General features: G+C 71.5%; 18 protein-coding genes and 1 tRNA gene. 9 read left to right on the top strand and 10 right to left on the bottom strand.

All coding sequences use genetic code 11. The features are described from left to right. Window positions 1-97: 97 nt before the first annotated feature. Window positions 98-691, top strand: coding sequence for a histidine phosphatase family protein (locus ACWCPI_RS15560; protein ID WP_451038618.1), 594 nt, complete (start codon window positions 98-100; stop codon window positions 689-691). A 34-nt stretch (window positions 692-725) separates the two neighbouring features. Here ACWCPI_RS15560 and ACWCPI_RS15555 read toward each other — a convergent pair whose 3' ends face one another. After that, window positions 726-2,222 carry a hypothetical protein gene (locus ACWCPI_RS15555; protein WP_451038617.1) on the bottom strand — a complete coding sequence of 499 codons (1,497 nt, stop codon included), beginning with the start codon at window positions 2,220-2,222 and terminating at the stop codon, window positions 726-728. 301 nt (window positions 2,223-2,523) lie between these two features. On the opposite strand from ACWCPI_RS15555, the gene ACWCPI_RS15550 reads away from it, so the two are divergent. Continuing rightward, on the top strand, window positions 2,524-2,961 hold the full coding sequence (locus ACWCPI_RS15550) for a hypothetical protein (RefSeq protein ID WP_451038616.1): 438 nt from the start codon (window positions 2,524-2,526) through the stop codon (window positions 2,959-2,961). A 46-nt stretch (window positions 2,962-3,007) separates the two neighbouring features. Next, window positions 3,008-3,877, top strand: a complete 870-nt coding sequence (locus ACWCPI_RS15545) for a spermidine synthase (protein WP_451038615.1) — start codon at window positions 3,008-3,010, stop codon at window positions 3,875-3,877. A gap of 15 nt (window positions 3,878-3,892) precedes the next feature. Here the strand turns inward: ACWCPI_RS15545 and ACWCPI_RS15540 are convergent, their stop codons facing one another. After that, on the bottom strand, window positions 3,893-4,414 hold the full coding sequence (locus tag ACWCPI_RS15540; RefSeq protein ID WP_451038614.1) for a hypothetical protein: 522 nt from the start codon (window positions 4,412-4,414) through the stop codon (window positions 3,893-3,895). Between the two features lie 98 nt (window positions 4,415-4,512). Between ACWCPI_RS15540 and ACWCPI_RS15535 the strand changes: the two genes are divergently transcribed. The 3 genes from ACWCPI_RS15535 (at window position 4,513) to ACWCPI_RS15525 (ending at window position 8,192) form a co-directional block, all read left to right on the top strand. Then, on the top strand, window positions 4,513-5,217 hold the full coding sequence (locus tag ACWCPI_RS15535; RefSeq protein WP_388799994.1) for a response regulator transcription factor: 705 nt from the start codon (window positions 4,513-4,515) through the stop codon (window positions 5,215-5,217). Beyond that, window positions 5,214-6,617, top strand: a complete 1,404-nt coding sequence (locus ACWCPI_RS15530; protein ID WP_451038613.1) for a sensor histidine kinase — start codon at window positions 5,214-5,216, stop codon at window positions 6,615-6,617. The genes ACWCPI_RS15535 and ACWCPI_RS15530 overlap by 4 nt, the downstream gene beginning before the upstream one ends. 108 nt (window positions 6,618-6,725) lie before the next feature. After that, window positions 6,726-8,192, top strand: a complete 1,467-nt coding sequence (locus ACWCPI_RS15525; RefSeq protein ID WP_451038612.1) for a glycoside hydrolase family 18 protein — start codon at window positions 6,726-6,728, stop codon at window positions 8,190-8,192. Between the two features lie 164 nt (window positions 8,193-8,356). Here ACWCPI_RS15525 and ACWCPI_RS15520 read toward each other — a convergent pair whose 3' ends face one another. The 4 genes from ACWCPI_RS15520 to ACWCPI_RS15505 all read right to left on the bottom strand — a co-directional run bounded on the left by ACWCPI_RS15520 (window position 8,357) and on the right by ACWCPI_RS15505 (window position 13,175). Then, window positions 8,357-9,787 carry a GH1 family beta-glucosidase gene (locus ACWCPI_RS15520; RefSeq protein WP_451038611.1) on the bottom strand — a complete coding sequence of 477 codons (1,431 nt, stop codon included), beginning with the start codon at window positions 9,785-9,787 and terminating at the stop codon, window positions 8,357-8,359. A gap of 138 nt (window positions 9,788-9,925) precedes the next feature. Then, on the bottom strand, window positions 9,926-10,828 hold the full coding sequence (locus ACWCPI_RS15515) for a carbohydrate ABC transporter permease (RefSeq protein WP_451038610.1): 903 nt from the start codon (window positions 10,826-10,828) through the stop codon (window positions 9,926-9,928). Next, window positions 10,825-11,856 (bottom strand): carbohydrate ABC transporter permease, encoded by a 1,032-nt coding sequence (locus ACWCPI_RS15510; protein ID WP_451038609.1) that lies wholly within the window; start codon window positions 11,854-11,856, stop codon window positions 10,825-10,827. The genes ACWCPI_RS15515 and ACWCPI_RS15510 overlap by 4 nt, the downstream gene beginning before the upstream one ends. Next, complete coding sequence (locus ACWCPI_RS15505; protein ID WP_451038608.1) at window positions 11,853-13,175, bottom strand: ABC transporter substrate-binding protein; 1,323 nt, start codon at window positions 13,173-13,175, stop codon at window positions 11,853-11,855. Before ACWCPI_RS15505 ends, ACWCPI_RS15510 begins: the two co-directional genes overlap by 4 nt. 379 nt (window positions 13,176-13,554) lie before the next feature. Here ACWCPI_RS15505 and ACWCPI_RS15500 point away from each other — a divergent pair, with 379 nt between their 5' ends. Continuing rightward, on the top strand, window positions 13,555-14,610 hold the full coding sequence (locus ACWCPI_RS15500) for a LacI family DNA-binding transcriptional regulator (protein WP_451038607.1): 1,056 nt from the start codon (window positions 13,555-13,557) through the stop codon (window positions 14,608-14,610). A 340-nt stretch (window positions 14,611-14,950) separates the two neighbouring features. Here ACWCPI_RS15500 and ACWCPI_RS15495 read toward each other — a convergent pair. From ACWCPI_RS15495 to ACWCPI_RS15480, 4 genes are all read right to left on the bottom strand, one after another. Further along, window positions 14,951-15,023 (bottom strand) — tRNA-His (locus ACWCPI_RS15495). Between the two features lie 117 nt (window positions 15,024-15,140). Continuing rightward, window positions 15,141-15,743, bottom strand: a complete 603-nt coding sequence (orn, locus tag ACWCPI_RS15490; RefSeq protein WP_388799970.1) for an oligoribonuclease — start codon at window positions 15,741-15,743, stop codon at window positions 15,141-15,143. Window positions 15,744-15,850: 107 nt separating this feature from the next. Then, on the bottom strand, window positions 15,851-17,095 hold the full coding sequence (locus ACWCPI_RS15485; protein ID WP_451038606.1) for a helix-turn-helix domain-containing protein: 1,245 nt from the start codon (window positions 17,093-17,095) through the stop codon (window positions 15,851-15,853). A gap of 376 nt (window positions 17,096-17,471) precedes the next feature. Beyond that, window positions 17,472-17,786 (bottom strand): hypothetical protein, encoded by a 315-nt coding sequence (locus ACWCPI_RS15480; protein ID WP_388799964.1) that lies wholly within the window; start codon window positions 17,784-17,786, stop codon window positions 17,472-17,474. A gap of 358 nt (window positions 17,787-18,144) precedes the next feature. Between ACWCPI_RS15480 and ACWCPI_RS15475 the strand changes: the two genes are divergently transcribed. Beyond that, window positions 18,145-18,672: a universal stress protein gene (locus ACWCPI_RS15475; protein WP_388799960.1), complete on the top strand. Its 528-nt coding sequence runs from the start codon at window positions 18,145-18,147 to the stop codon at window positions 18,670-18,672. A gap of 150 nt (window positions 18,673-18,822) precedes the next feature. Then, entirely contained in the window at window positions 18,823-19,389 is a 567-nt protein-coding gene (locus tag ACWCPI_RS15470) for a GPR1/FUN34/YaaH family transporter (RefSeq protein WP_451038605.1), read from the top strand. Window positions 19,390-19,454: the final 65 nt, after the last annotated feature.

Genomic DNA, 19,454 nt, shown 5'->3' with positions numbered 1-19,454 from the left:
CGGCCCTCAAGACGCAGAGATCGCCCCGCGGGTTGCCCCCGCACAGCGTGCGCGATGATGGAGGGGTTCCGCCTCTCATTTCCCGGAAGGCCCTTTCATGGCACCGCGCATCCTGCTGGCCCGGCACGGACAGACGGAGTGGTCGCTGTCCGGCAAGCACACCGGCAGGACCGACGTACCGCTCCTGGAGGAGGGCCGCCGAGGCGCGAAGCTCCTCGGTGAACGCCTGCACCGGCCGCCGTACGACGGGCTGGCAGGGGTCGAGGTGCGCACCAGCCCGCTCTCACGCGCGCGTGAGACGTGCGAACTCGCCGGCTTCGGTGAACGCGCGCGTGCCTGGGACACGCTCATGGAGTGGGACTACGGCGCGTACGAGGGCATGACCCCGGCGGACATCCAGGCCGTCCGGCCCGGCTGGCTCATCTGGCGCGACGGCGTACCCGAGGGCGAGACCCTGGCCGAGGTGACCGCCCGTGCCGACGAGGTGGTGGCCTGGGCGCGTGAGCGGGACCGCGATGTCCTGGTCTTCGCGCACGGGCACATACTCCGGTCCATAGGGGCGCGCTGGCTGGGGCTGCCGCTCGACTTCGCGGCCCGGATACGCCTCAATCCCACGTCGCTGTCGGTGCTGGGCTGGGCGTACGGACAGCCGGCCGTCGAGAGCTGGAACGACCTGGGGCACCTGGCGTAGCGAAGCGCACCGGCGAACCGCCCGGCCGCAGCGCTCACACGGTCCGCGGCGTCGAGGCATGCCGTTCCAGGAACGCCGACACCCCGCTCGCCCGCCGGTGCGGCAGCAGTACCCGCGCCGTTCCCGCCAGCATCGTCTGCACCCGGGACGACTGGACCTGGTCCAGCAGGTCCAGCACCCGCATCCCCGCCGCGGCGGCCTCGTCGGGCCGCCCCCCACGGGCCAGATCGTCCGCCAGCTCCGCCGTGTACAGCGCGATGTTGCGCGTGAAGTGCGGATCCTGGAGCTTGGCCGCCCGCCCCGCGTGCCGCGCCGCCCGCTGCCAGTTGCCCAGCGTCGACCAGCACTGCGCCTCCAGGACCTCCAGCTCGGCCTCGCCGTAGAAGGTCATCCACTCCGGGTCGGCGTCCGAACGGCCCCGCTCGAAGAGCGCCTGGGCGCGGACGAGGGCCTGCTCGCAGCCGGTGCGATCGGCGAGCCCCGCCCAGCCGCCCGCCTCGCGCAGCGCCAGCAGCGACATCAGGCGGGCGGAGCCCAGGGCACGCGCGACACGCTGTGCGGCCTGCGCCGCCCGCACCGCCTCACGCGGCCGGCCCGCGTCCCGCGCGAGGAACGAGGTGTTGCAGAAGGCGTGCGCCTCGACAGCCGCGTCCCCGGCCATCCGGGCCGTCGCCAGTGCCTCCGCGTAGTGCGAGCGCGCGTCGTCGAACCGTCCCGAGTCGTGCGCCAGCCAGCCCACCGAGATGGCCAGCTCCCCCGCGCCCGCGTGGATCCGCTCGCTGGTCGCCTGCCGGGTCGCCCCGGCGTCGAGCAGTTCGTAGGCGGCCCGCAGCGGGGCGGCAGCACGCCGGTACAGGCCGTCGGCACCGTGCCGGTCGTCGAGCAGCCGGATTCGGCGTACGGCTTCCTCAAGCGCGTCCGCCTCACGACCCCCGACCCGTCTGACGGGACGCTCCGCGGCCGCGGCGTCGAAGGCGAGCCCCAGTGGGCTCAGCGAGGCGGCGGCCATCGTGGCGCCTCCGCCGGTCATGAATGCGCGACGCAGCACGTCGCTCTCCTCGTGGTTCTCGTGGTTCTGGTGGTTCCGGTCGTTCTGCTGTGCGCCGTACGGGTCGTGAAAGCCGTACGGGTCCTGAGGGTTCAGCGGGTCATACGGCACGTGGCCCGCACACGTCTCGGACGAGGCGGGCACCTGGAGCGTGGTGTGCACCAAGGGCGCGTCCTCGTCGGCGTGCGCCCGGCGTCCGCGGACGGACGAGCGGGGCGCGAAGCCGAGGTCGGTGAGCGTGCGGCCGGGGAACATGTGCAGGAACACCCGTTCATACGCGTAGTTGGGGCAGCGGATCTCGCCTGCCTCGACCCGCCCGACATAGCGCGCGTCACAGCTCACCCGCTCACCGATCTCGCGGGCGGCCCGCCGCACCGCGGCGGCGAACTCGGCCGGCGAGCGCTGTCCGCGCAACTGCCGGAACGCGAGATTCGGCCGCAGCGGCCTCGGGGGCTGGGACGAGGTCAGCTCTGACGACGCCATGGCCGGGTCCTCTCGTGCGAACCGTCGAACCATGCAGGAGGGGGGCCAAGTCGCCTCGGGCATCGGCGAGTCGGGCCGAATATCCGTGTGGTGCCCCTTGTCTCCGGCGGGCAAGAACGTACCTGCTGTGTCGGACTCGCCACGCTGGGTTTGGCTACAAACCGGATATCTCATACAAGATCTGCCATGAACTGCCATCCTTTGCGGCGCACTTCCGCCGTAGCCGTTGACGCGGCGCCGCGTTGAACTCCTCGGACTGCAAAAGGGGTTCCGTAAAAGGGGTTCCGTGGTGGAGGTCGGGATGGAGACCAGCCAGAGCGTCGTTCCTCGCACGCCGTCGACAACGGCGGGGCACGCGCCGGGCGCGCGGTGCAGCGAGCCGCCGGGAACGGGCTGCGACGTGGTCACCGTTCCGGCCCGGCAGGGCCTGGAGGCGGTCGACATCCTGCGGCGGGGCACCGCCGACGCGGTGGGACCTGTCCTGCACGACGACGGTGGCGACACCCTGGGCTTCGTGGTCCCCTCGGGCACGGCGGCCGCCTGGGACCTGCCGGGCAGCACCTGCACGCAGACCGACGGCCGGGGCCTGAGCCTGGACCTCGACCCCGAGCCGCCGGTCGAGGGCTCGGACTGGCTGCTGCCGCCCGGCGAGGCGGACCTGGCCACGGACCCCACGGCGCTGCGGGCGGCGCTGGGGGAGGCGGCACGCCTGATCGAGGCGGCCGACAACTGCCGCTGACCCGGCTGCCCGGGCGGCCCGACCACGGCCTTGCGAGAATGAGCCCATGGGAAAGTCCAGGAACGCCCGGCGCCGGTCGGCCGCAGCCGAAGCCGTCGTCGAGAGCGTCGACGGTGGGCTCGCCGAGCTGATACCCGACCGGGATCGAGCCCGGGCCTGGACGCTCCTGATCGACGGGGCGCCGCAGTCGCACGTCGACCTGGACGACCCGGGCCACCTCTCCTTCGAGTACCAGCGGCGCCTGGGGCACGTCATCGACCTCGTCGCCCCGCCCGGCAGGCCGGTACGGGCCGTGCACCTCGGCGGTGGCGCCTTCACCCTCGCCCGCTACGTCGCCGCCACCCGGCCCCGCTCCACCCAGCAGGTCGTCGAGCGGGACGCAGCCCTCGTCCAACTGGTCAGGCGGGAGCTGCCGTTGGATCCCGGAGCCCGGATCCGGGTGCGCTCGGCGGACGCCCGGGACGGGCTCGCCAAGGTGCCCGACGGGTGGGCCGACCTCGTCATCGCCGATGTCTTCAGCGGGGCCCGCACCCCTGCCCATCTGACCTCGACCGAGTTCCTCGACGACGTTCGCAGGGTGCTGGCGCCCGGCGGTGTGTACGCCGCCAACCTCGCCGACGGCCCGCCGCTCGGCCACCTGCGGGGGCAGATCGCCACCGCCGCCGCCCGCTTCGGGGAACTCGCGCTGGTCGCCGACCCGGCCGTACTGCGCGGCAAGCGCTTCGGCAACGCCGTACTCGTCGCCTCCGACCGGCCACTGCCGGTCGCCGAACTGACCCGCAGCGCCGCCTCCGACCCGCACCCCGCCCGCGTCGAGCACGGCAAGGCGCTCACCGACTTCACCGGTGGCGCCGCCCCCGTGACCGACCTCGCGGCGGTGGCCTCCCCGGCCCCGCCCCCGTCCGTCTTCCGGTGACCGCGCGCCGCTGACTCAGTAGGTACCGATGTCCACCCGCGGCGGCCCGTCGTGCCAGGTGCAGAACACCGACACCCGGTCCGTGCCCGCGGCGAACTCCACCCGGATCCACGTCTGCGTCTTCCACACCTGCATCGACCAGCCCGCGCCCGGGGTGGCCGAGACCAGCGACGCGGAGCTCTCGCCGATGTCGAAGACCACCCGGCCGCCTTCGGTGTCATAGCCCTTGACCTGGCCCGCGGGCGTGGGGGCGGGACCGGCGCTCTTCGGCGGGGTCCTCGACGGGCTCGGCTCGCGGGGCGTCCCGGTCGGCTTCGGGGCGGGACTCGACGGGCTCTTCGACGGGGTCGGCCGATTCGTCGACGAGGCCAGCGGCTCCGACTTCCGCGCGGTCGCGTCGGCCGCCGTGATGGGCAGGGCGCGCGGCCGGTCGTACACCGTGCCGGCCATCACCGTGTGGACACCCCACCACGACAGCGTGACCGCCGCGCCGGTGGCGAGCGACCAGGCGAGTACGTGTACGAGTCCTCTGCGCATCGCGGGCCATACTGCCCCACGCGTCACACGGACCGCACACGGACTGAGTTATCCACAGGCCCGGATGCCCGTCCGCCGCATGGCGTACGGTGCGGCGCATGGCAAGTGTGCTCGTGGTCGAGGACGACCCGTTCGTTCGCTCGGCGCTCATCCGGCACCTGACCGACGCGGCGCACGCCGTGCGCAGTGTCGGGACAGCGCTGGAGGCGCTGCGCGAGGTCGCCCATTTCCGTTTCGACGTGGTCGTCCTCGACCTCGGCCTGCCCGACCTGGACGGCTCCGAGGCCCTGAAGATGCTGCGCGGGATCACCGACGTCCCTGTGATCATCGCCACCGCGCGGGACGACGAGACGGAGATCGTGCGGCTGTTGAACGCCGGGGCGGACGACTACCTCACCAAGCCCTTCTCCGTCGAACACCTTTCGGCCCGCATGGCCGCCGTCCTGCGGCGTTCCCGTGCCTCCGCGGGTGACGTGCCGCCGGAGACCGTGCTGCGCGTCGGCGGCCTCAGCGTCGACCCGCTGCGCCGCCAGGCCGAGCTGGACGGTGCCCGACTCGACCTGACCCGGCGCGAGTTCGACCTGCTCGCCTTCCTGGCCGCCCGGCCCGGGGTGGTCGTACCCCGCAGGGAACTGCTCGCCGAGGTGTGGCAGCAGTCGTACGGCGACGACCAGACCATCGACGTCCACCTGTCGTGGCTCAGGCGAAAGCTCGGGGAGACCGCCGCACGACCGCGCTATCTGCACACCCTGCGCGGCGTCGGCGTGAAACTCGAACCACCCGGTGAGGAGCCGCCGCGATGAGGTGGGCACTGGTCAAGGTCTGTCTGGCGGTCACCACCATGGTCGTGGTCGCCTTCGCGGTGCCGCTAGGACTCGTCATCCGGGAGATGGCCCGCGACCGCGCCTTCTCCAACGCCGAGCGGGAGGCCGCGGCCGTCGCCCCCGCCCTGTCCATCACCACCGACCGGGACCAGTTGGAGCGGGTCGTCGCCTCGGCCGGGTCGGACGCGGGCATGGCCGTGCACATACCCGCCTCCGGTGACGCGGCCGCCGTCGACCTCGGCCGGCGGCGCGCCGCCGCCGACGACATCGCCACCGTGCGGCGGCTGGGCCGCGCCTCGACCTCCGAGGTGCCCGGCGGATCCACCCTGCTCCAACCCGTCGCGCTGAGCTCCGGCGAGATCGCCGTCGTCGAGGTGTACGTCCCCGACTCCGACGTCACCAACGGGCTGGCCACCGCCTGGGCGGTGCTCGCCGGGGTGGGGGTCGCGCTGATCGTCGGCTCGGTGGCGGTCGCCGACCGGCTGGGCGTGCGGATGGTGCGGCCCGCGCAGCGTCTGGTCGAGGGCGCGCACGAACTGGGGGAGGGCAAGCTGGGCGCCCGGGTGCCCGAGGAGGGACCGACCGAACTGCGGCTGGCGGCCGTCGCGTTCAACTCGATGGCCGACCAAGTCGTCCAGCTCCTGGCGAACGAGCGCGAGTTGGCGGCCGACCTGTCGCACCGGCTGCGCACCCCGCTCACCGTGCTCCGGCTGAACGCGGCGTCACTGGGGGACGGCCCGGCCGCCGAGCAGACCAGGGCCGCCGTGGCCCAGCTGGAGCGCGAGGTCGACACCATCATCCGTACGGCCCGGGAGGCCAAGCCGCAGACGGTTGCGGCCGGTCCGGGCGCCGGGTGCGACGCGGCCGAGGTGGTGCGCGAGCGCATGGCGTTCTGGTCGGCGCTGGCGGAGGACGAGGGCCGCAAGGTGCGTGTGGCCGGCGTGGACCGGCCGGTGCGCATACCCGTGGCCCGGGCGGACCTGGCGGCCGCGCTGGACGCCCTGCTCGGCAACGTGTTCCGGCACACGCCCGAGGGCACGGCGTTCGCGGTCGACGTGCACAACGGCGAGGACGCGGTGATCGTGCTGGTCTCGGACGCGGGGCCCGGCATCGCCGATCCCGAGGCGGCGATGGCACGCGGGCGGGGCTCGGGCAGCGACGGGTCGACCGGGCTCGGGCTGGACATCGTGCGGCGGCTCGCGGAGTCGACGGGCGGTGACGTGCGGATCGGGTCGTCGGTGCTCGGCGGCACCGAGGTGCGGATCTGGATCCAGCTGGACGGGCGGGCGCCTGTGCGCAAGGGGCATCGAGGGGCGGTCCGCAGACGGCGTCCCCGCAGATCCGTCCCCACCTTTAACCGTCCCCGATCCCTTCCTTAAGCGCGCCCTAAGATCCTCAACTCCGGCCTCGATCAGGCGTTTTGCCCGATTCCGGATCGCTAGCGTGCTGCCGCACCCCACCCCCGTGAACAGTGAGGCAGGCACGCGATGAGCACCCACCGGCGCAGGCTCAGTGGCAGGAACAAGGCGATCGGCGGCCTCGTGGCCGCGGCCGTGGTCGGCGGCGGCGCCCTCGTGTTCACCGGTACCGCCCAGGCGGCCGCGACCGGAGCGGCGTACACGAAGACCAGTGACTGGTCGACGGGTTACACCGCGCAGTACGTCGTCACGAACAACAGCGGTGCGGCGAAGAAGGACTGGACGCTGGAGTTCGACCTTCCGGCGGGCTCGAAGCTGAGTTCGCTGTGGAACGCGCAATCGCGGGTGAGCGGGCAGCACGTCACCGTGACGCCGCCGAAGTGGGACAAGGACGGGCTGGCCGCCGGCGAGTCGGTGACGGTCGGTTTCGTCGTGAACGGCACGGGCGCCCCCACCGGCTGCCGGATCGACGACGCCGCGTGCTCCACGGACGACGGCGCGACCCCGGAGCCCAGCGGCCGCCCGACTCAGTCCCAGCCTCCGAAGCCCACCCCGACGGCGACCGAGCCGGGCGCGACGCCCCCCACCCAGTCCGCGACGCCCACCGGGAAGCCCTCGCAGAGCCCCGGTACCGGCACCGGCACCACCGCCGGCTTCGCCCCGTACGTCGACACCTCCCTCCACCCGGCCTTCGACCTGGTGGCCGGCGCCGAGGCGACCGGCGTGAAGAACTACAACCTCGCCTTCGTCACCGACGGCGGCGGCTGCACCCCGAAGTGGGGCGGGGTCACGGACCTCGGCCGGGACGCGGTGGCCGCGCAGATCGGTGCCCTGCGCGCCAAGGGCGGTGACGTCCGTGTCTCCTTCGGCGGCGCGGCCGGCAGCGAGCTGGCCACGACCTGCTCCTCCGCGGAGGCGCTGGCCGCGGCGTACGGCAAGGTCGTGGACGCCTACAAGCTGACCAAGGTCGACTTCGACGTCGAGGGCGGCGCGCTGCCCGACAAGGCGGCCAACACCCGCCGGGCCCAGGCGATAGCCCGGCTCCAGCGGCAGCACCCGGACCTGGACGTCTCCTTCACCCTCCCCGTCATGCCGGAGGGCCTGACCCAGCCGGGCGTCGACCTCCTCGCCGACGCGGCGAAGAACGGTGTGAAGATCAACGCCGTCAACATCATGGCGATGGACTACGGCCCGGCCTACAGCGGCGACATGGGCACGTACGCCGAACAGGCGGCCACCGCCACCCAGGCCCAGATCAAGGGCGTGCTCGGCCTCTCCGACACGGCGGCCTGGAAGACGGTCGCCGTGACCCCGATGATCGGCGTCAACGACGTCACGACCGAGATCTTCAAGGTCGACGACGCCGCCCAGCTGGTGGAGTTCGCCGAATCCAGGGGCCTCGGCTGGCTGTCGATGTGGTCGGCGACCCGCGACAAGCAGTGCGCGGGCGGCGAGAAGCCGGCGGCGGACGCGACGTGCAGTTCGATCCTCCAGGAGAGGTTCGCGTTCTCGAAGGCGTTCGCGGCCTACAACTGACCCGGGCGGCCTCTCGGACCACGGGGGGCGTGCCCCGGCCGGCTCCCCCCAACCGGCCGGGGCACGCGTGTGCGCCGAGGCCGAGGACCCGGCGGACCCGGATCGTCGCCGGGGCGCGGCAACCCCCCGGGTGTGCCGCGCCCCGTCCCCCGGCCGGGTGTGCCCTAGAGCTCCCGCTCCACCGCCGGCAACGTCCCCGTGCGTGCCGCGTCCGCGTACCAGCGCGCGCTCGACTTCGGCGTCCGCTCCAGGGTCGAGTAGTCGACGTACACCGCGCCGAACCGCTTCCCGTAGCCGTACGCCCACTCGAAGTTGTCCAGCAGGGACCACAGGTAGTAGCCCCGGACGTCGGCGCCGTCGGTGATGGCCCGGCGCACCTCGCAGAGGTGCCCGTGCAGGTAGGCGATGCGCTCCGGGTCGTGCACGCGGCCGTCGGGGTCCGGCTTGTCGTCGTAGGCCGCCCCGTTCTCCGTGATGTAGAGCGGCAGCCCCGGCGCCTCCCGCGTGTACCGCATGATCAGCTCGTGCAGGCCGGTCGGGTCGACCGTCCAGCCCATCTCCGTGCGGTCGCCCGGCGTCTGGTGGAAGGCGACGTCGTCCGCGGCCGGCCACGGCGAGTGCTCGCTCGCCCCGTGGCCGTCGGCCCTCGGACTGCCGGCATCGGGCTTCGCCGCCGAGACCAGGGACGGGCTGTAGTAGTTCAGGCCCAGCGCGTCCAGCGGCTGGTTGATCGCCGCCAGGTCGCCGTCCAGGACGAACGACCAGTCCGTCAGCGGTGCGGTCGCCTTGTGCAACGACTCCGGGTAGGCGCCGTGCAGGATCGGACCGTGGAAGATCCCATTGGCCAGGTCGTCGATCTTCCGGGCCGCGGCCAGGTCCGCCGGGTCCTGGGACAGCGGCCGCACCACCGCGGAGTTGAGACTGAGCGCCACCGAGTTGCGGGCCGGCATCACCGACCGCAGGGCCGACGAGCCCAGCCCGTGCGCCAGGTTGAGGTGGTGCGCCGCGCGCAGCGAGGCAGCCGGCTCGGTGCGGCCCGGTGCGTGGACCCCGGAGCCGTAGCCCAGGAACGCGCTGCACCACGGCTCGTTGAGCGTGATCCACTGCTCCACGCGGTCGCCGAGGGCCTCGCCGACGATCTGCGCGTACTCGGCGAACCGGTACGCGGTGTCGCGCTCCGGCCAGCCGCCCGCGTCCTCCAGCTCCTGCGGGAGGTCCCAGTGGTAGAGGGTGACGGCGGGCTTGATGCCGTGCGCCAGCAGTTCGTCCACCAGGCGGCGGTAGAAGTCCAGGCCCACCTGCACCGCCGGGCCCCGGCCCGTGGGCTGCACGCGCGGCCAGGAGATGGAGAAGCGGTACGCGCTCAGGCCGAGTTCGGCCATCAGCGCCACGTCGTCGCGGTAGCGGTGGTAGTGGTCGACAGCGATGTCACCGTGCTCGCCACCGGCCGTCTTGCCCGGCGTATGGCTGAAGGTGTCCCAGATGGAGGGCGTGCGACCGCCCTCCCGCACCGCCCCCTCGATCTGGTACGCGGATGTCGCGGCGCCCCAGAGGAAGGCGGGGGGAAAGGACACGGAGGTCATGGGCTCAGGCATGGAAGCGCTCCCATAGGGGGTCGTTGAGACCGACGGGTCGGAGAAGGAGAGGGGGGAAGGCGGTACGGGGGGCCGAGGCGGCGGTGACCCGGCCCCCGAAGACGGACGACTGGTACGGCCGACGGGAAGGAGTGGGCGTCAACCCTTGATCGCGCCCTGCATGATGCCGCCCACGATCTGCTTGCCGAACAGCAGGAAGGCGATCAGCAGCGGCAGTGTGCCGAGCAGGGCGCCCGCCATGATGACCGACTGGTCGGGGACGTAGCCGGTGCCCAGCGAGTTGAGCGCGACCTGAACGGTCGGATTCTCCTGGTTCAGGGCGATGATCGGCCACAGGAAGTCGTTCCAGGCGAACACGAAGGTCAGCAGGCCGAGGACGGCCATCGCGGGCCGGGCGGCCGGGAACACCACGTGCCAGACGATCCGCAGACTGCTCGCGCCGTCCACACGCGCCGCTTCTATCAGCTCCGTCGGCAGCGCCTGCACCAGGTACTGCCGCATGAAGAACACACCGAAGGCGGTCACGAGCGTGGGCAGGACGACCGTCTGCAACTGGTTGGACCAGCCGAGGTCCGCCATCCACAGGTACAGCGGCACGACGGCCAGCTGAGGCGGGATCATCATCGTGCCGATGGTCAGCAGCAGCAGGACGTTGGAGAACCTGAACCGCAGTTTGGCGAAGGCGAAGCCGGCGAGCGTGGAGAACAGCACCGTGGCCACCGTGATCGTGCCCGCGACGACCGTCGTGTTGACCATCGCGGTGCCGAGCCCGGCCTCCTCCCACGCGGTCTCCATGTTCTTGAACAGGTTCCCGCCGAACCACAGCGGCGGCGGAGTCTGCGCCAGCCGGGTGTTGGTGCGCGAGGCGGCGATCGCCGTCCACACCAGCGGGGCCAGCGAGACCAGCGCGAACAGGGTCAGCACGATGTAGGTGAGGGGGCCCGCGTGCAGCTGCTTGCCCGCGCGTATCACCCGCGGCCGTCCCCGCCCGGAGGTGGTCTTCTTCGCGGCCTGGGAGGGAGTCAGATCGGTCGCTGTCATAGGGACTTCCTCAGCCGTCGTGAGATCAGCAGGTTGATCGCGGCGACGATCAGCAGGATCAGGAACATCGACCAGGCGATGGCGGACGCCTTGCCGAGGTTGCCGATGATCCAGCCCTGGTCGTACATGTACAGGCCGAGCGTCTGGTACTGGTGGTCCGAGCCGCCCTTCGAGCCGCTGACCCCGCCGAACAGCAGGGGCTCACCGAAGAGCTGGGTCGCGCCGATGGTCGAGACGACCACCGTGAACAGGATCGTCGGCCGCAGCTGCGGAATCGTCACATGGATGAACTGCTGCCAGCGGTTGGCGCCGTCCAGCGCCGCCGACTCGTACAGATCGGACGGGATCGCCTGCATGGCGGCGAGATAGATCAGCGCGTTGTAGCCCGTCCACCGCCAGATCACGATGGTCGACACGGCGAACTTCGAACCCCAGTCGGACTCACGCCAGTTGACCGGATCGATCCCGACGAAGTCGAGCATCCAGTTGATCATGCCGCCGTCCCAGGAGTACAGCAGCACGAACACCAGCGTCGCCGCCGCGACCGACGTGGCGTACGGGGTGAGCATCACGACCCGCCACACGGTCGAGCCGCGCAGCTTGTAGTTGAGCAGGTGCGCCAGGCCGATCGCCATCAGCAGCTGCGGCACCGTGGAGATCACGCCGATGGTGAAGGTGACCCACAGCGAGTTCCAGAAGAAGTCCGAGGACAGCAGGTTCTCGTAGTTCTTCAGCCCCGCCCAGGTCTGGCCGTCCAGGTTGGACAGCTGCACGTCGTGCAGCGAGTACCAGGCCGTGTACAGCAGCGGGACGAGCGCGAACGCCCCGAACACGATGAAGAAGGGGGAGATGAACGCGTACGGCGACGCCTTCATGTCCCAGCGGTACAGCCGGCTCCGCCGGGAACCCGAACCCGGCGGAGGCGGCGTACCGCGACCGTGCGCGCGGCCGGCCGCGCCCGGCTGGTCACCGGGCGCGGCGTCGGCGCTCGACGCGGGATGCGTGAGGGCCTGCTTGGGGCTGGTCACTGGCCGAGCACGTCCTTGATCTCCTCGGACGCCGCGTCCCAGCCTTCGTCGGCGCTCTTGCCCTTCTGCTCGACCTGGAGGATGCCGATGTCGGTGATCGCGGTGCCGATCGGCTGGTCCTTCGGGCCGTGGTACGTGGTCGGGATCGCCTCGGCCGAGGCGGAGAAGATCTCCGTGATCGGCGCGTTCGAGAAGTACTCGGTGGTGGCGGCGGCCGGCTTCAGGTTCCCGTACGCCGACGGGGTCGACGGGAAGCTGGCCTGCTTGGCGAACACCTTCGCCTGCTGCTCCGGCGCGGTCAGCCACTTCGCCAGGGCGACGGCCTCCTTCTGGTGCTTGCTCGCCGTCGGCACCCCGAGGAACGAACCGCCCCAGTTGCCCGAGGTGGGTGCGACGGCCACGTCCCACTTGCCCTTGCCCGCGTCACCGGACTTCTCCAGGATGTAGCCGATCATCCAGGCCGGGCAGGCCACCGTGGCGAAGGTGCCGTTCGCGTAACCCTGGTCCCACGGCTTGTCGAACTGCTTGAGCTTCGCCGACATGTCGCTCGTCGCGACCTTCATGGCGATGTCCCACGACTTCTTCACGCCCGCGGACTTCTCCCAGACGACGTTGCCGCCCTTGTCGTAGTACCGCTCGCTCTCGCCGTTGAGGACCGCGTTGTAGACCGAGGAGGCGGAGTCCACGAACTTGGTGCCGCTCGGCGCCTTCTTCATGTACTCCTTGCCCAGGTCGACGTACTTGTTCCAGTCGCCCTTCCACTGCTCGGCGAGCTTGGTGCGGTCCGTCTCCAGGCCGGCCTTCTCGAACAGGTCCTTGCGGTAGCAGATGGCCATCGGGCCGATGTCGGTGCCGAGCCCGATCTGCTTGCCGTCCTGGGTGGTGGCCTGGGCGTTCTTCCAGTCCAGCCACTGGGACTTGTCGACCTCCTTGCCGAGGTCGACGAACTTGTCGGCCTGCGTCTGCACGGCCTCGGTGATGTTGCCGACCTCGATCGCCTGGATGTCGTCGGTACCGGCGCCGGCCTGCAGACGCGTGAGGACCTTGGGCCAGTAGACGTCGGTACGGGTGGTGACGTTCTCCTTGATGGTGATGTCGGGGTTGGCCTTCATGTACTCGTCGTAGAGGCCGGCCTGCTTGTAGCCGAAGGTGCCGAAGGTGCCGATGGTGAGGGTGGTCTTGCCACCGCCGCCGTTGTCACCGCCCTCGTCCGAGGGGTCGGCCGAGTCCTCGGCGCAGCCGGCGAGCAGCCCTGTCGTCAGCGCGGCGACGACCGCGAGGGTCGTCAGCCTGCGGGACCCGCGGGTACTCGTGCGCATTGCGTCCTCCTGTTGCCTGACGTGCCGACCCCCCGGCCAACGGCTTTGTTGGGCCCGTTGAAACGTCATCTTGCATCGCTGCGGCTCGGGCGGGGAACGTGCGGGATGTGTATGTGTCAGGTACCGTGGGAGCGCTCCCACGTGTGATGTGTTGAAGGTTCGCCGGTCCGAGCGGGGGTGTCAAGGGAGTCGACGCGGAGAGATGCGTTCAGTTATCGGCCTGTTAACTGGGCCCGCTCGAGACCGCCCGGCGACCGGGGCGAGGCGTCCGGGCCGCGGCGGAGGTCTTCGGGCGCCGGCACCCGGCGGCGGTCACTCTCCCGTACGGGGCTGTTAAATTCCAGGCCAGCGTGATGACAACGGCGGAAGGCGGGGCCCAATGGCAAGCCATGGAGCGCGGAGCCGCAGCGGCGGCCGGCCCACCCTCGAAGAGGTGGCGGCCCGCGCGGGTGTCGGCCGCGGCACCGTCTCCCGGGTGATCAACGGGTCGCCACGGGTCAGTGACGCCACGCGCGCGGCGGTGGAGGCGGCGGTGGCGGAACTCGGCTACGTCCCGAACACGGCGGCCCGTGCCCTGGCGGCGAACCGCACGGACGCGATCGCGCTGGTGGTCCCCGAACCGGAGACCCGGTTCTTCGCGGAACCCTACTTCTCGGACATGCTCAAGGGCGTCGGCGCCGAACTGGCCGACACCGAGATGCAACTGCTGCTCACCTTCGCGGGCAGCGACCGGGAACGACGCCGGCTGGCCCAGTACCTCGCGGCGCACCGCGTCGACGGAGTGCTCCTGGTCTCCGTCCACGCCGACGACCCCCTGCCGGACCTGCTGGCCCAGTTGGAGATCCCCGCGGTGATCAGCGGTCCCAGATCCGCCGCGGAGACCCTGACCTCGGTCGACTCGGACAACTACGGCGGCGCCCGCTCGGCCGTCGAGCACCTGGTGGCCCGCGGCCGGACCCGCATCGCCCACATCACCGGCCGCCTGGACGTCTACGGCGCCCAGCGCCGCGTCGACGGCTACCGCGACGCGATGAGCGACGCCGGGTACGGGACGGACGAGCGGCTGATCGAGGCGGGCGACTTCACCGAGGAGGGCGGTGCCCGGGCGATGACGGCGCTCCTGGAGCGCTGCCCCGACCTGGACGCGGTCTTCGCGGCGTCCGACGTGACGGCGGCGGGCGCCCGGCAGGCGCTGCGCGAGGCGGGCCGCCGCATCCCCGACGACGTCGCCCTCGTCGGCTACGACGACTCGGCCATCGCCCGCCACCTGGACCCGCCGCTGACCAGCGTCCGCCAGCCCATCGAGGACATGGGCCGCCGGATGCTGGACCTCCTCCTCGCGGAGATCGCCGATCGCCGCCCGGCGGCCTCCCGGGGCCTGGAGCGCCCGCAGGTGGTGCTGGCCACGGAGTTGGTGACGCGGGCGTCGTCCTGACGGCCACCCGCCGCTCCACTCCGCGGAACCCGCGGCGGAATTCGGCGTGCACCGGTCGGCGCGCCGCCGCGGCGACGGCGGGCGGAGGCCAGGCGGCCGGGGCGGAGCCGTCCGACGACCGCGGACGGACTGCCGCCGGACGTGGTCGGCCGGGGACGCGGAACCCGCGGCCCTGCCACGCCGTACCGGCCATCCAGACGATCTCGGTGTGATCCCCGGTGGCCGTGGCCGTGCGGGGCCACGGTTCGGACACCCCCCGCAGCCCGGGTCGTACCGGAGAGTCCCGCCACATGACGAAGGGCTGACCCGTTTTCACAGGTCAGCCCTTCGTATCCAGCAGGGTGAGTGACGGGACTCGAACCCGCGGCATCCTGGACCACAACCAGGTGCTCTACCAGCTGAGCTACACCCACCATGACCGGCGGTTGACTTCCGTGGAGTCCCCGACCGGCCGAGAAAAAGTGTACAGGGTCCGAAGGGGTGCTCGCGCACGGCTTTCGCGGCGCCCCCTGTCCGGGCCCCTTGCGCACCTACTGAGCAGGCAGGACGTGCTTCGCGGCGATCGACTTCGCCGTGTCCGAGTCCGGCCCGGGCTGCGGTACGAAGACGGCCTCGCGGTAGTAGCGCAGTTCCGCGATGGACTCGCGGATGTCGGCGAGGGCGCGGTGGTTGCCGTTCTTCTCGGGGCTGTTGAAGTACGCGCGCGGGTACCAGCGGCGGGCCAGCTCCTTGATCGAGGAGACGTCGACGATCCGGTAGTGCAGGTAGTCCTCCAGCGTCGGCATGTCGCGCAGCAGGAAGCCGCGGTCGGTGCCGACGGAGTTGCCGCACAGCGGGGCCTTGCCGGGTTCCTTCACGTGCTCGCGTACGTACGCCAGGACCTGCTCCTCGGCGTCGGCCAGCGTCGTGCCGCCGGGCAGCTCGGCGAGCAGGCCGGACGCGGTGTGCATCTGACGCACCACCTCCGGCATCGTCTCCAGCGCCGAGTCGGGCGGGCGGATGACGATGTCCACGCCCTCGCCGAGGACGTTCAGCTCGGAGTCGGTGACGAGGGCGGCAACCTCGATGAGCGCGTCGTCGGACAGCGAGAGGCCGGTCATCTCGCAGTCGATCCACACCATGCGATCGTTCATGCGACCACCCTACGGCCGACCTCCGTGTGCGAGCTGCCCGGCGTCGCGCCCGGCGAAACGCCGGGTGGTCGAGCGCACTCGGCCCACCCGGCGTTCGAGGGTCCGCCTCACGAACCGCTGCGCTGCCCCGGCAGGCTCGCGCGGCCCGCGTACGCCTCGCGGCCGTTGTCCGACGGGACCGACAGCGACGCCGAGGTCCCGATGGTGCTCGGCGCCGGTGTGCGGCGGGTCTGCATCGGGACCGGACCGCCCTCGGAGTACGGGGACGGCGGCGGGCCCGAGGGTGCCGGGGCGTGGCCCAGCGCGGGCTCGGCGTCCGTCTGCCTGTCGCCCTGGGGGCGCCGCGCCCGGTACGCCGCGCGGTAGGCGGCGGGCGACGAGCCCAGTTGGCGGCGGAAGTGACCGCGCAGAGCCACCGGTGAGCGGAAGCCGCAACGGCCCGCGACCTCGTCCACCGAGTAGTCCGACGTCTCCAGCAGCCGCTGCGCCTGCAGCACCCGCTGGGTGATCAGCCACTGCAGCGGCGCGCTGCCCGTCAGCGAACGGAAGCGGCGGTCGAACGTCCGGCGGCTCATGTACGCGCGTGCCGCCAGCGTCTCCACGTCGAACTGCTCGTGGAGGTGCTCCAGCGCCCAGGCGACGACCTCGGCCAGCGGGTCGGCGCCGATCTCCTCCGGTAAAGACCTGTCGAGGTAGCGCTCCTGACCGCCGGAACGACGCGGCGGGACCACCAGGCGGCGGGCCAGGGCCCCGGCCGCCTCGTTGCCGTGGTCCGTCCGCACGATGTGGAGACAGAGATCGATTCCGGCCGCCGTACCCGCCGATGTCAGGACGTCTCCGTCGTCGACGAAGAGCTCCCTCGGATCCACATGCACCGACGGGTAGCGCTTGGCCAGTGTCGGTGCGTACATCCAGTGCGTCGTCGCGGGACGGCCGTCCAGCAGGCCGGCCGCGGCCAGCACGAAGGCGCCGGTGCACAGCCCGACGATGCGGGCGCCTTCCTCGTGCGCGCGGCGCAGCGCGTCGAGCGCCTCCTCCGGTGGCGGTGAGGTGATCGAACGCCAGGCCGGCACGACGACCGTGCCCGCCCGCGATATCGCCTCCAGGCCATGTGGCGCGGTGAGTTCCAGGCCCCCTGTGGTCCGCAGTGGGCCTTCCTCGCCGCCGCACACCAACAAGCGGTAGCGCGGCACGCCGGCGTCCTGGCGGTCGATCCCGAACACCGACAACGGTATGGAACTCTCGAAGATGGGGCCGCCGCTGAACAGCAGCACCGCGACGATCTCCTTGCGGCGTCGTCCGGAAAGCTTCCGGGCCGCAGCTTCCGGCGCGGCAGTGGAGTCGTGGCTCATACTGCTAAGCCCCCCTCGGTGGTCGCGGCTCCTCGGTCGTGTCGCTCCTGCACGTTTCCCCTTGGTCCTGCACGAGTCCCCCGCCGTAACAGTCAAGATCGAATCTACTGGGTCGTGTCACGCCGCAATGGCCGGTTCGGCACCCGGCGCATTGTCGACTTGGCAACTTGGCGTGAAGCATTCGATCACGAAGCGTTGCACTCCCGAGCCGTGCAGGGAAGTGCGCCTCGTGGCGGTGGCCAATCCACGTAGGGTGCGCAGGGCCCCGGAGACCCTTTCCGTGCAGGTGGAACGGGGGTTGGGGGGTGTGGTGAGGGGGTGATGAGGGCCTGCTGGAAGTTGGCTGAAAAGCAGCGTTCCCGTGCACCGAAACCGGTCAGCCGACCGGTGTATTTCCCCCAGTGTGACGTCCGCCTCTGTGAGCCCCGGTTCCGGTCCTGTGATGGCGACCGCGACGGGACGTCGACTGGGTGACCCGATCCTCGTCCTTCATGCGCGCCGCACCGCGTTCCGACTCGCGCAGCAGTACGCGGCAGACGGCCGTCACGGCCGCGAGACCGAGGGCGGTGCCCGCGGCGCCGGCCAGGGAAGTGCCGTACCAGAGGAGGACCACCGGGACCAGGACGCAGCTGAAGACCGCCCACCGGACCACGGTGGCGCTGTCCTCGGAGGGGGTGCGGGGTCCGGTCATCGATGCGTGCTCCTGGGCTCCCTGGGCGGTGGACACGGTGATCAACGCCGGTTCGAGCGGTCGGTCACTGGTGCGGGGCCGTCCCGGTGGCGGTCATGACCGTACCGGCGAGTGAATCCTGTGCAAACCGCCTGTACACCGCAGCAACCATTGCGTTACGGGCGTCCCCTCGTGCATGCTCCCTGGAACCCGCACCGACCGTGAGCGGGGACCTGGGTTAAGGAGGCGTGCCGCCGTACCCTTGGGGTATGGGGTTGGGAAGACCGTTCCCGGACACAGCTCCGCCGCACACTGCTGGATCCGTCAGCGAGCTCCGCTCGCGGGCCCACCCATAAAGGATCAATACGCCGAGACAGCCATGGCCGGTCACGAATTCTTCGAACCCGCGGACCGCAAGCGGCCGGTCGCCGATCCCACGGCGGCCGATCCCCTGGCGGCGGATGAGCCACGCCACGCCTGCGATCCGGCTTTCAAGCACGGCGTCGTCGTCGGCTTCGACGGCTCCACCTCCAGTGAGCGCGCCCTCGCGTACGCCATCGGCATGGCCCATCGCTCCGGGTCGGGCCTGATCATCGTCCACGTGGCCAACCGGCTGCCCACCACGGTGTGGGCGGGCTGCGAGCCACCGGTCTTCGTCGACGTTCCGGACCACCGCACCGAGGTGCTGGGCCTCGAACTCGCCTGTGCCGACTATCTCGCCGAGGTGCCCTGGATCCTCGTCGAGCGCGGCGGCGACATCTGCCACGAGCTGGAGGAGGTCGGGCGGGAGTACGAGGCGGACGCGATCGTCGTCGGTTCCACGCACGGTCTCGTCGGGCGGATCTTCGGCTCCGTCGCCGGGCGGCTCGCGAAGCGGGCGAAGCGGCCCGTCGTCGTGATCCCGTAACTCCTTGTCGGCCCAGGCGGGATGACGCCCGGGAAGAGTGCGGCTCCCTTTCTCGATGTGTGAACCTACTGCCGCGTAGAGGTGTTTGTGCCTTTGTGAAGGGCATATATCGCTCACCGCACAACTGCACATGCACGAAGGGAGCCCGCCGTGGACAACGACGTCTCCGCGGGAAGCGCAACCACCACCGTGGTCGGCCGACTCGCCCTGGGTATCACCCTGTTGGCCTTCGGGCTGGGGTACACCGGTGTGATCGACGGTGTGTCGGCTGCTGACGCCGTATCAATCGCCCAGTACGTGGGCGGTATCGCCCTCTTCGCCACCGGCCTGATGGCCCTGCGCGACCGTGACGCCGCGAACGGGACCGCGTTCGTGGCGCTCGGCGCCCTCTGGTTCACCTGGGCCGTCTCGGCCGACGCGGCGGTCTCCGACAACGCGGCGGGGCTCTTCCTGCTGCTGTTCGCCCTTGTGGCGCTGTCCCTCACGCTCGCCGGTGGCGACCAGCTCGGGCAGGGCGCGTACGGGCTGTTCTCCGTGTCCCTGCTTCTCATGGCGGTCGCCCGCTTCGCCGACGGCGACGTACTCGCCCGGGCGGGCGGCTGGTTCGCCGTCGCCGCGGGGGCGGTGGCCTGGTACGCGGCGACCGCGGCCCTGGCCCACTGGCCGACGGCCCTGCCACGACGCGCTGCGGGCCGGGGGGTGACGGCCACCGGTTAGCCGCGCAGGCCGGGGAGTTGGGCGGCTCCCCGGCCATCGAAACGGACCCCCCGTGATGGGTGGCA

This window comes from Streptomyces sp. NPDC001920 (assembly GCF_053594495.1).
This window is presented reverse-complemented; position numbering and strand designations above follow the sequence as displayed.

Excerpts from the sequence above, each read along its gene's own strand:
- ACWCPI_RS15540 (WP_451038614.1), bottom strand. The coding sequence starts at position 4,414 with ATGCGCAGAGGACTCGTACACGTACTCGCCTGGTCGCTCGCCACCGGC.
- ACWCPI_RS15520 (WP_451038611.1), bottom strand. The coding sequence starts at position 9,787 with ATGCCTGAGCCCATGACCTCCGTGTCCTTTCCCCCCGCCTTCCTCTGG.
- orn (WP_388799970.1), bottom strand. The coding sequence starts at position 15,743 with ATGAACGATCGCATGGTGTGGATCGACTGCGAGATGACCGGCCTCTCG.
- ACWCPI_RS15525 (WP_451038612.1), top strand. The coding sequence starts at position 6,726 with ATGAGCACCCACCGGCGCAGGCTCAGTGGCAGGAACAAGGCGATCGGC.
- ACWCPI_RS15555 (WP_451038617.1), bottom strand. The coding sequence starts at position 2,222 with ATGGCGTCGTCAGAGCTGACCTCGTCCCAGCCCCCGAGGCCGCTGCGG.
- ACWCPI_RS15500 (WP_451038607.1), top strand. The coding sequence starts at position 13,555 with ATGGCAAGCCATGGAGCGCGGAGCCGCAGCGGCGGCCGGCCCACCCTC.
- ACWCPI_RS15535 (WP_388799994.1), top strand. The coding sequence starts at position 4,513 with ATGGCAAGTGTGCTCGTGGTCGAGGACGACCCGTTCGTTCGCTCGGCG.
- ACWCPI_RS15475 (WP_388799960.1), top strand. The coding sequence starts at position 18,145 with ATGGCCGGTCACGAATTCTTCGAACCCGCGGACCGCAAGCGGCCGGTC.
- ACWCPI_RS15530 (WP_451038613.1), top strand. The coding sequence starts at position 5,214 with ATGAGGTGGGCACTGGTCAAGGTCTGTCTGGCGGTCACCACCATGGTC.
- ACWCPI_RS15505 (WP_451038608.1), bottom strand. The coding sequence starts at position 13,175 with ATGCGCACGAGTACCCGCGGGTCCCGCAGGCTGACGACCCTCGCGGTC.
- ACWCPI_RS15560 (WP_451038618.1), top strand. The coding sequence starts at position 98 with ATGGCACCGCGCATCCTGCTGGCCCGGCACGGACAGACGGAGTGGTCG.
- ACWCPI_RS15550 (WP_451038616.1), top strand. The coding sequence starts at position 2,524 with ATGGAGACCAGCCAGAGCGTCGTTCCTCGCACGCCGTCGACAACGGCG.
- ACWCPI_RS15515 (WP_451038610.1), bottom strand. The coding sequence starts at position 10,828 with ATGACAGCGACCGATCTGACTCCCTCCCAGGCCGCGAAGAAGACCACC.
- ACWCPI_RS15480 (WP_388799964.1), bottom strand. The coding sequence starts at position 17,786 with ATGACCGGACCCCGCACCCCCTCCGAGGACAGCGCCACCGTGGTCCGG.
- ACWCPI_RS15485 (WP_451038606.1), bottom strand. The coding sequence starts at position 17,095 with ATGAGCCACGACTCCACTGCCGCGCCGGAAGCTGCGGCCCGGAAGCTT.
- ACWCPI_RS15545 (WP_451038615.1), top strand. The coding sequence starts at position 3,008 with ATGGGAAAGTCCAGGAACGCCCGGCGCCGGTCGGCCGCAGCCGAAGCC.